General features: G+C 46.5%; 9 protein-coding genes and 1 pseudogene. 4 read left to right on the top strand and 6 right to left on the bottom strand.

All coding sequences use genetic code 11. The features are described 5' to 3' along the window. The coding region (locus M6D81_RS29475) for a hypothetical protein (RefSeq protein ID WP_262681008.1) at positions 1-510 on the top strand (510 nt) is incomplete at its 5' end. Between the two features lie 139 nt (positions 511-649). On the opposite strand, the gene M6D81_RS29470 is transcribed toward M6D81_RS29475, so the two are convergent. From M6D81_RS29470 to M6D81_RS29455, 4 genes and pseudogenes are all read right to left on the bottom strand, one after another. Then, positions 650-3,475, bottom strand: a complete 2,826-nt coding sequence (locus tag M6D81_RS29470; RefSeq protein ID WP_262681007.1) for a PAS domain S-box protein — start codon at positions 3,473-3,475, stop codon at positions 650-652. Positions 3,476-3,817: 342 nt separating this feature from the next. Continuing rightward, a complete protein-coding gene (locus M6D81_RS29465) occupies positions 3,818-4,678 on the bottom strand; it encodes a sugar phosphate isomerase/epimerase family protein (protein WP_262681006.1) in 861 nt (286 codons plus the stop codon). Positions 4,679-4,700: 22 nt separating this feature from the next. Next, a complete protein-coding gene (locus M6D81_RS29460; protein WP_262681015.1) occupies positions 4,701-5,318 on the bottom strand; it encodes a Gfo/Idh/MocA family protein in 618 nt (205 codons plus the stop codon). Continuing rightward, a pseudogene (locus M6D81_RS29455) lies at positions 5,319-5,501 on the bottom strand (Gfo/Idh/MocA family oxidoreductase); the annotation flags it as partial. Positions 5,502-5,933: 432 nt separating this feature from the next. On the opposite strand from M6D81_RS29455, the gene M6D81_RS29450 reads away from it, so the two are divergent. Next, a complete protein-coding gene (locus M6D81_RS29450) occupies positions 5,934-6,737 on the top strand; it encodes an AraC family transcriptional regulator (protein WP_262681005.1) in 804 nt (267 codons plus the stop codon). Positions 6,738-6,814: 77 nt separating this feature from the next. On the opposite strand, the gene M6D81_RS29445 is transcribed toward M6D81_RS29450, so the two are convergent. After that, positions 6,815-7,489: a uracil-DNA glycosylase gene (locus M6D81_RS29445; RefSeq protein WP_262681004.1), complete on the bottom strand. Its 675-nt coding sequence runs from the start codon at positions 7,487-7,489 to the stop codon at positions 6,815-6,817. Positions 7,490-7,701: 212 nt separating this feature from the next. Here M6D81_RS29445 and M6D81_RS29440 point away from each other — a divergent pair, with 212 nt between their 5' ends. After that, complete coding sequence (locus tag M6D81_RS29440) at positions 7,702-8,703, top strand: NAD(P)/FAD-dependent oxidoreductase (protein ID WP_262681003.1); 1,002 nt, start codon at positions 7,702-7,704, stop codon at positions 8,701-8,703. A 148-nt stretch (positions 8,704-8,851) separates the two neighbouring features. On the opposite strand, the gene M6D81_RS29435 is transcribed toward M6D81_RS29440, so the two are convergent. Beyond that, on the bottom strand, positions 8,852-9,511 hold the full coding sequence (locus M6D81_RS29435) for a helix-turn-helix transcriptional regulator (protein WP_317259176.1): 660 nt from the start codon (positions 9,509-9,511) through the stop codon (positions 8,852-8,854). A gap of 177 nt (positions 9,512-9,688) precedes the next feature. Here M6D81_RS29435 and M6D81_RS29430 point away from each other — a divergent pair, with 177 nt between their 5' ends. After that, positions 9,689-10,045: a HesB/IscA family protein gene (locus M6D81_RS29430; RefSeq protein WP_262681001.1), complete on the top strand. Its 357-nt coding sequence runs from the start codon at positions 9,689-9,691 to the stop codon at positions 10,043-10,045. Positions 10,046-10,104 lie beyond the last annotated feature (59 nt).

Raw genomic sequence — 10,104 nt, 5'->3', positions numbered from 1 at the left:
TGCGTGCTTTATATTTTCTTTTGTCATACAGATAGTCTACCAGAAACGAATTGTTGTTCAAGTGGTATCCCTAGTTTCCTGGTTACACATGGTGTATTTTTGCCCTTGTATCCCAGCAAGGGGGATTTCGGGCAAAGTGGACTTTCATCTGCCCCATTGAAATGGGGAGGATTCCCGTCCGCTTTTCCTAAAAAAAATCGGTTCTTCCGATGTACTGGCTTTGTACTTAACGGCTGGATTCAGTATAATGAATGGGGATTGTATCATATCTATATAGGGAGGGCTTCGGACGTGGATATTAAAGCAAAAATTGAAGAGATTGTTGCAAAAATTAAAGAGGATAAAGATTTTTCCTCTAAATTTATGAACGACCCTGTTTCGGCGATCGAATCCGTAGTAGGGGTTGACCTGCCGAACGATCAGATCAATGCACTGATCGATAGTGTGAAAGCGAAAATAACTGCAGACAAAGCCGGCGACATGCTTGGTTCAATTAAGAAATTGTTCTAAATTGAACCAAGTTCTTCTCAAGGTTATTATTGCAAAAAGGACTGCCCGTGTTTTTAGACTAGGAGCAGTCCTTCACAATGAAGTCGAGTGCCAAGCGAATTCAAACAGGATTGAGTTGGATATTTTTTACACACAACCGTTAACACAAAACCCGTTTAGAGTCTGAAATCGGCATTTCGAGGATAACCGTCGTGCCCTGACCTTCCTCGCTTTCGAACGTTACCGTTCCCAAATGCTCCTTCATTATTTTATAACAAATCATCAAGCCGAGACCCACTCCTTTTTCTTTAAGGCTGTAAAACGGCTCGCCAAGATGAGGAATTCTGTCCTTCGCTATGCCGCAGCCGCGGTCGGATATTCGAATTGACAAGGTGTTCGGTTTACTCTTTTTCATTCGGATTTCAATTGGTCCGCCACTTGGCATCGCTTCAACTGCATTTTTCAAAATATTGATGAACACTTGCTTCAACTGGTTATCATCGCAATTGGCGAAAAAAAGAGCCCTCTCCGGATCCAACTTGAATTGCACGTTGTGCATAGTGGCATATGGATAAAGAAATGTCGTGACTTGTTCAATTAACCTTCGCAATTCATGGCGCTGAAACTTAACCGCTTGAGGCTTTGCCACAGTCATAAATTGACTTGTAATCCATTCTAATTGCTCAATCTCGCTTTGCATGATTTCCAAATACTCTTTGCCTTTGGCGTCAAGTTGGCATTCCATAATTTTCAAAAAACCTTTGAGAGTCGTCAGGGGGTTGCGAATTTCATGGGCAATTCCTGCCGCCAACTGACCGACAACAGCCAGTTTCTCCGACTTTCGCAACAACTCTTCCGTTTGCTTCAATTCAGTGATGTCACGCCCAATAATGACAAGCCCTTTGCGCGTCCCTTCCTCGTGGTAAACAGGAATTTTGATAACATCGCAAATTCTGTCCACACCGTCCGGCTGCGGAATGATTTCTTGTATTCTTATCGGGCCTCCCGCCTCCCAGGCCATTCGATCGGAAATTATGCACTGCAGCAAAGCTTCCTGGTAAAAAGCAGTTTCTGCAGAAAGTTCTAGATCCGTTTTGCCCCGATAATCAATTCGTTCTAATTGGAAACAAACCAGCGAGTGGTGATTGGCTTCTATCCATCTTCCCTCGCCATCCTTGAAAATGACTAAATCGGGAATAGCCTCGATTAACGTTCGCAGCCGCTTTTCGCTTTCAATCTTCGCTTCATTCATTCGCTTAAGCTTCGTGATATCTCTGGATATGAAGACAAAAGCGACCGGAATCCCCTTGCTGTTAAACAGGGGCGAGGAGAAATGGCTAACATCAATCAGGGTGCCGTCCTTGCACTTTCTGATGGTTTCGCAGGCGATGACATTCCGGGAATGAAGCAACTGCTTTCGAACGCTTTCACTTTCAGTTTTCAGATAATCGGGGATTATTGGGAGTTCTTTCCCTAGAATTTCCTGCTCCTTCCATCCATAAACGGTTTCAAACGACTTATTGACCTTTATGACCTTAAGATTGGTGTCGACGACAACGACAGTTTCTTCAGTACTCTGGAGAAAAAAATCAAGTTGCTCTTTGGTTGACTTTAAATCTTCGAGAATTTGCTGATTGGACGTATTATCGCGTATAACTTCAAACACACCGACGATTTCATTTTCTACTATAATCGGAAAGCTCTTGATTATCCCATCCAACAAATGCCCCTGTTTATGCCGAAGAAACACTTCATATTCATCATGCACACCTTGTTTGGCGTTGGCAAAGGCGCGCAACCTCTGACCTTCTTGTCTGGATATAATTACTTTTTCAAGTTTCGAGGCTCTCCATTCTCCTGTCTCATAGCCGAGCAATCTCGTCGCTGCCGGATTCGCCTCCATAAGCGTTCCATGTACATCATAAGCAAAAATAGGGTCAGGATGGTGTTCAAACAGAGACTTGCAAAATTGATTCCGCTGCGGAGATTTTGGGCCTGTAGAGGGATGCCCAATATCCAGTAGATTCGAATAGCAGCCTACGTCCGGCGGAAGGGCATACAGGACAGACCCGATCGGCAGTCCGCCGTAATAATAAGGCATAACCTCGAACCGCCACATTTCGTATTCCCAGTTCATTTTGGAGGGTAGCGCTTCAGGATCGTAAAAGATTTTTCTCATTCGCTGGTCCTCGCCAATCCAACCCTGCTCGTACAGCCTCGGAGATGCTTTTACAACTCGCCCCCCGCGATCCAAAACAGCCAAAGGCACAGTCGTATTTCGCGACAATTCCGAAAAATGGGATGCGAGTCTGCACCAATCAATCTTTAGTTGGGCATAAAGCATATGCTCGATATCATGAGCCGACGAAATAACGGCTTCCAGCATTTTGGGATGATTGGACGTCCAAAAGCAGGACAGATTCACGATGCCGATCGTTTTGCCCGTCGCTGGGTCACGAACGGGAGTGGATGAGCAATTCCAGGACTGGATCTCATGACAAAAATGTTCTCCCGCAAATATTTGAGTCGGGGTGTTGGTAGCCAGGGCCGTTCCGATTCCATTTGTTCCTGCGCTTCCTTCATTCCATTTGGAGCCGAGAGATAGGTTGATGTCCTCCGCCTTCAATAACAATGGAAAATCTCCATCGCAATAAATCATTTCACCGGCCGAGTTGCAATACGCCACCAAATAACCAAAATCCAATGCAACTTGCTTCAGCTTCTTCAAGATCGGTTCTATTAGCCGAAATATCGGATCGGAAGTTACATAATCTTGCACTTCATCTATGCTCAATTTTAAAGGAGGTTTGGATTGAAAAGGGTTCACACCTTGCTCGAGACAGCGCTTCCAAGAATCGTAGGTCTCCTTCCTAATATTGAACTGCGAGTAATTCCCGGAAATGAACTTTTCCCATTCGCGTTCAAGCGCCACCCGTTCATCCTTAGGAGAAGCACGGTGAAAGATGAATCTGTTTTCAGCCCCCATAACACACCTCTCTCATTTTGGGAAATCTTTAACTGTATTCATGGCATGATTTACTTTTAACCAATCTACATTATTTACTATATCATTCCATCGGGTGTGGACCAATTCAAATTATACTAAAATCATAATTCCTATTTTCAGTTACATCAAATAAAAATTTTATTTCTAGAGCAATTAGTCGTAAGAAACTTACGATTACCTGCATAATTTAATGAGAAAAACAACACACTGACTTCTTGCGGTCAGGGTGTTGTTTGTTTTAGAATTCCAGTAAATCTAGTGCCGGGATAGCGGTAAAAAGGAGCTGGCCCGCAAGCGAGGCTAGCTCCTAATTAAATGATTCTAAATCCGTACGTTTGCCTGCTGCATCCACAGCTTCAAATCCTCCGTCGTCTGCAAAATGTCTCTCCTCTGCTCTTCGCCTGATATTTCGCGCTCGATAATGTACTCGCCCGTAAAACCGATCTCCTGCAGCCTGCGGATGAACACCGGAAAATTGACCTTTCCAGTGCCGGCCCGCACTTCTTCGCCCAGCCGGTCACCGTCGATCGGATACAGCCCGTCTTTCACATGAATGTTGCGTACATAAGGGCCGATTGTATCCAGCGCGTCAATCGGATTTCCTTTGCCGTACAAGATCAAATTGGCCGGGTCCAGGTTAATGCCCAGGTTCGATGTACCGACAAGCTGGATGGTGCGAAGCAGTACAATCGGCGTTTCTTGTCCGGTCTCGAACCAGAAGCCGATCCCTTTGCTCTCGCAATATTCCGCTACCTCACGAATCGCGGCTACAACCTCCGGATATTCCGAATCCGTCATATTTTCCGGGATAAACCCGCAATGAGTAATGATAGCGGGTGCGCCAACCCAAACCGCAAAATCCGCCCATCCCTTCAGTGCCTTTATCCGTTCCTCACGATATTGCTTCGGTATGAGGCCCAATGTAGTTGGACCCTCGGTAAAATTCCAGACCGCCGGACCCGGGACACCTGCCCATACCGCGCAAATACGTACATTGGCCTCACGCGCTTCCCGGACTACGCGTTCGGCTGTTTCCGGTGTGCACAGCTCCTGGTTCCAACAGCACAGCTGGCAGACAGAAAAGCCATACTCGCTGACAACTTGAAACATATTCCCCTGCCTGCTCGTATCGAGCATATGAATAACGCCGATTTCCATAGTACCTTCCTCCAATACCTTCACAATTTAGCCGCTCCCAAAAATATTATTCAACAACCGGCACAAACTGGCCGCCTTGACCGGAAGACTGCCGTTCAGCTTCAACGATCTTCAGCGCAAGAAGAGAAGCTTCCGGCGGGGATGCCGTTACAGCCTCCGCCTTCATCAGCTGTTCCGCAAAATATTTCATTTCCCGATAATAGCCGAGGTCGCCGGCATGCTCATAAACCCAAGCCTTCCCGCCTGCAGGATAAACCGTTAGTTTGCCGTTCTGAAACATAAGTGTCGCTTTATCCATATGAATGCGGTATCCCATCGAGAACCCGGTTTCTCCGGGCAGCGATAAGTCTGACTCGGCATGAATGATCTTCCCGTCCGGATAACGGAAATGGGCGGACACAATATCATAACGTTCGCTGCACAGCGCCGAAACCGCTTCCGGTTTGCCGAACAGCCAGTTGATCATGTCCACATCGTGAATGTGAAGATCGACGAGTGCGCCACCGCTCTTGTCCACCTGGAGCATCCAGTTCTGGTGAGACCAGCCCGGCTCATTGCCGACTCTGTGGAAGACCGCCGACCTTACACCCCCATATTCACCGCTGTCTACTACGCTTTTTAAATATTCATATTCCGGCCAGAAGCGCAGGCAGTGCCCGATCATCAGCGTCTTACCTGCTGCAGCCGCAGCCTCCACCATAGCCGCCCCGCTGCCCGAATCCAGCGCAATCGGTTTCTCGCAAAGCACATGCAGCCCCTTGTTCAGCGAGCGGATCGTATAGGAATCATGCAAAAAAGTAGGCAGCGTAATATCGACCATGTCCATCTCCCCCTGATAGAACAGCTCCGGGTCTGTATAGTGCTGATTCCGGACAAGTCGCCGGCCGCAATCGGCCCGGCTATGTTGCTCTCCTGACTTTTTCCATGAAACTTCTGTTCATCGACATCATAAATGGCCACCAGCTTGATCGGAAAGCCCTCGTTTTCCAACCGCTTGTATATCTCCAAATGTTTGTGCCCCATTGATCCAAAACCGATCAAACCGACTTTAATCATTGCCCTCTCATCTCCTTAAATGAGTTGCTTTTTGCTGTCACCATAATATCACTTTACCGACCGACTTAATTTAGATTATGGAGCAGTGAATTTGCACAGCTATTTGCATTATAGAACGGTTTATTTATACTTTAATGAAGGGGGCGAAGAGATGGATTTTACACCTTACAGACTCAATGAACGAATTGTCGTAAAGGATATTTATACCTGTTACTATTTCGAGGTGCCCAAGCGGAAGCGTTACAACGGAGAACGTCATGATTTCTGGGAGATCGTTTATGTCGATAAAGGCGAAGTGGATGCCAATACTGAATCGGGTCACTACCGGCTTAATCAGGGCAATGTCCTCATCCACAGTCCAAATGAGTATCATCAGTTGGAGAGCATGGGCAATAAGCCGCCCAATCTTTTCATAGTCACGTTCCGCTGCGATAACGGAGCGATGGCGTTTTTTGAGGAACATAAGCTGTTTCACATTGGTCATGCCGAACATGCGGTGCTGGCGCAATTAATGAAAGAAAGTCGGCATGCCTTTGAAATCAATACGTACCCAATCAGACCTAAGCAAGCTCCTCCATTCGCCGCGGAGCAGCTTTTCAAAATTTATTTGGAGCAGCTGCTTATTCAGATCGTCCGCAGCGTACAGGGAGGCAAGCCGCATACTACACTGTTGTCGACAAAAAATGAAAACCAAAGCGCACATATAAGAAAACAAATTATTGAATACCTTGAACAACATTTATCAGATAAAATCACACTCGATTTTTTAAGCACCCAGTTCAGCATGAGCAAAACACAGTTAAATGTCCTGTTCAAACGGACGTCCGGCACCGGGATCATCACTTATCTTCAGCAATTAAAAATCGAGCATGCCAAAAAGCATATCCGGGAAGACACTTGCAATTTAACAGAAATAGCGGATTTGCTCGGCTATAGCAGTGTCCACTATTTCTCACGGCATTTCAAAAAAGCGGTCGGCATGACGCCGTCGGAATACGCCAAGACAATCAAAGCCAGAAACGATTAAAACCGGGCTGAATTGTTGATCAGGTGTTTGTGTCGTGGCTTTTCGAAATAAAAATATGTGCAGTAGAGTAGGGAACTTCAATTATTCGTAATCTGCCAATCAATCTCTGGAAGTCCCTGCTCCCTCAAAAATTGATTCGCCTGCGAAAACGGCTTGCTGCCGAAAAATCCTCTATGAGCTGACAACGGACTAGGATGCGGGGAACGAACTAGTCGATGGTTCGGGTTCGTAATGAATGCCGCTTTCTTCTGAGCATGACTTCCCCACAGCAGGAATACAACCGGCTGCTCTTTCCGATTGATCGTCTCGATTACTTTATCGGTAAACTGCTCCCAGCCCTTCGCTTTATGCGAATTCGCTTCATGCGCCCTGACCGTGAGTACCGTGTTGAGCAACAATACGCCTTGCTGCGCCCACTTCAGCAAATGCCCGTTGTTCGGAATATAGCACCTCAGATCGTCTCTCAGTTCCTTGAACATATTTTGCAAGGATGGAGGCGTAGCGACGCCCTCCTTCACCGAGAAGCTTAACCCGTGAGCTTGTCCGGGCCCATGATAGGGATCTTGCCCCAGAATAACTACCTTCGTATCGGCCAACGATGTATAGTGCAAAGCGTTGAATATATCATATTTATCGGGATAAATGGTCCCCGCCTGATATTCTTCAAGTAGAAACTCCCGCAGCTTTAAGTAATAAGGCTCCTCAAACTCACGTGCCAGCTCGGATGCCCAGTCGTTTTTCAAGATGGTCATTATACCATTACCCTCCTGCCCCTAAAATAAGACTCGTCAAAATTATAGCATAATCACTGCTTATGTGATGTCTTCTTCAACTTCTGCCGCATAAAGCAGGCAACCGACAGCCTATATTGCTATGCACCTGCTTGAAATTGCAAAACATATAGATCATAATATAGTATACATAAATATATAATATATATAATATCGAGAAGGAGAGAATTACTTTGAAGTCCGAACATCCTAATAGCGAAATATTCACTGACATTACGATCATTGGAGGCGGTCCGACAGGCATGTTCGCCGCATTCTATGCCGGCATGCGTCAAGCGAGTGTCAAAATCATCGACAGTATGCCCCAGCTCGGTGGTCAGCCGACTGCCCTTTATTCTGAGAAATTCATTTACGATATCGCCGGTTTTCCAAAAGTGACAGCAGCCCAGCTTGTCAAAAATTTGGAGGAGCAGATGAGCAGGTTCCCCGTCGACGTTCGGCTCGAAGAGAAGGTTCATAGCGTCGTAAAAAAAGGGGAGTATCACTTCGAGATCGTCTCTAATAAAGCGATCCATTACAGCAAATCCGTCATCATTACTGGAGGCATCGGCGCCTTCGAGCCCCGCAAGCTGGAGCTTGATGGAGTTGCCCGATTCGAAGCAGCCAATCTTCATTATTTCGTTAAGGACCTTAACCATTATGCCGGCCAGAACGTCGTCATTAACGGCGGAGGCGATTCCGCTGTCGATTGGGCGCTGATGCTCGAGCCGATAGCGAATCAAGTGACGCTCATACATAGACGGGACAAGTTCCGCGCTCATGAGCATAGCGTCAAGAACTTAATGGAGTCAAAGGTTAACGTGGTGACGTTCGCGGAAATTTCTATGCTGCATGGCGAGGAGCGGATCGAACGACTCACGATAACATTCAAATCGGGCGAAATAACCGAAATTCCCTGCGGCGCGCTCATCGTCAGCTATGGATTCGTCTCCTCGCTCGGCCCGATCTCCAATTGGGGATTGGATATTCATAACGGGTCTATCGTCGTCGACACCCGCATGCAGACGAACATTCCGGGGATATACGCAGCCGGAGATATTACGACCTATCCGGGCAAGTTGAAACTGATTGCGGTCGGCTTCGGTGAAGCGCCAACCGCGATTAATAACGCCAAAGTGTATATCGATCCTTCTGCGAAGCTATCGCCGGGACACAGCAGTCACATCATGCAATGATCCCAATGAGAAAACCTCTATCGAGGCCTTTCGAAGATGAGCGACCGCGTTTAAAGGTAGGTTTTATCGCCAAATAGAATTTTTTCCGGTAACCCGGAAATTTATAAATTTTTTGTAGTAAAAAACAGTGAGATGTCCTCTTTCGGTCTCACTGTTTTTTTCTTTTTTTAATTGAGTAGGTGCAGCGCTGTCCCCCCTTAGCGAGACACTCCGTTCGCGACACATCCGCATCTCCCAACAGGGATTTGAACAGCTGCAGCTCACATTGGCAAGCATGCTGGTATTTGGTAGCCACCTGTTCAATCGGACAGTTATGCTCCTTGAGAAAATATTCATCGTCGCTGATCTTCTCCAGCTCCACCATATATCCATTCTCGTTCTGAATATCGGCAAGCAGGGATATACGGTCGGCGATATCTTTACCTTGCATGCTGGAATCATATTTCTTCAGCATCTTCTCTTTGCGCCCTTCAAAAAGCCGCTCAACCGCAGCTTCGCCGAAATGATCCTCCAGCTCGTCCAACAGCTCCAGTGTTAACGTATGGTACTTGCGGGGAAAAAAGCCCTGCGCATGCTCGGTTAAAGCATATACGGCCGTCGGCCTGCCCATTGATTGTCTAATCGTTCGGGAAGTGATGAGATTGTCCCGTTCGAGAGATTGGATATGACGCCTTACGGCCATAACCGTAATGCCGAGCTCCTCCGTAAGGTCTTTGGTGCTGAGCGCGCCTCTCGTCTTCAGCAGTTGAAGAATATATTCTCTGGTCGAAAGCCGTTCCTGATCGTTATTCGTCATTCGTTTTTTCACCGCCATCCATTCTGCTTGTACTGCTGCTTCCTATGAATACTATCATAATATCTATGCCAGTCCTCGTCCACAAGCGACAAGCGATACATTTGACCTTTATTATACTATTATATATAATATGTTTAATAATAAAATTTCAAAAAAAATTTCCAACTTTTCATAATGAGGTGAGTAGGCATGATCGAAATTAGCTCTAGAGCCAAGTCGATGATTGACCAGATGATAACGGAGAACGATATTTCCAGCTTGTTTCTAAGAGTTGGAATTGAAGATGGCGGCTGCAGCGGCTTGTCGTATAACATGAAACTGGATGATGCCATGACGGAGCATGATCGTTTCATTCACAATCAGGACTTCAAAGTCGTGTGGGACCAGCGAATCGAGCAATACTTGAAGGGTATGAAAATCGACTATCAGCATCAGGGGATGACGGGCGGATTTACGATCGACAATCCGAACGCCAAGGCAACGTGCGGCTGCGGAGCGAGCTTTAGGACGGCGAATTATAAAGGAAGCAAGAAGAAGTGCGATTGAGCTGATCTGCTGAAAAGAACCCTCATCTCTTACAAGATATTCGGGAACGAGGGTTCTTC

The organism is Paenibacillus sp. J5C2022 (assembly GCF_025567625.1).
GTDB lineage: Bacteria > Bacillota > Bacilli > Paenibacillales > Paenibacillaceae > Pristimantibacillus.
Note: the sequence above shows the minus strand (reverse complement) of the source record. Positions and strands in the feature narration are given on the sequence as shown.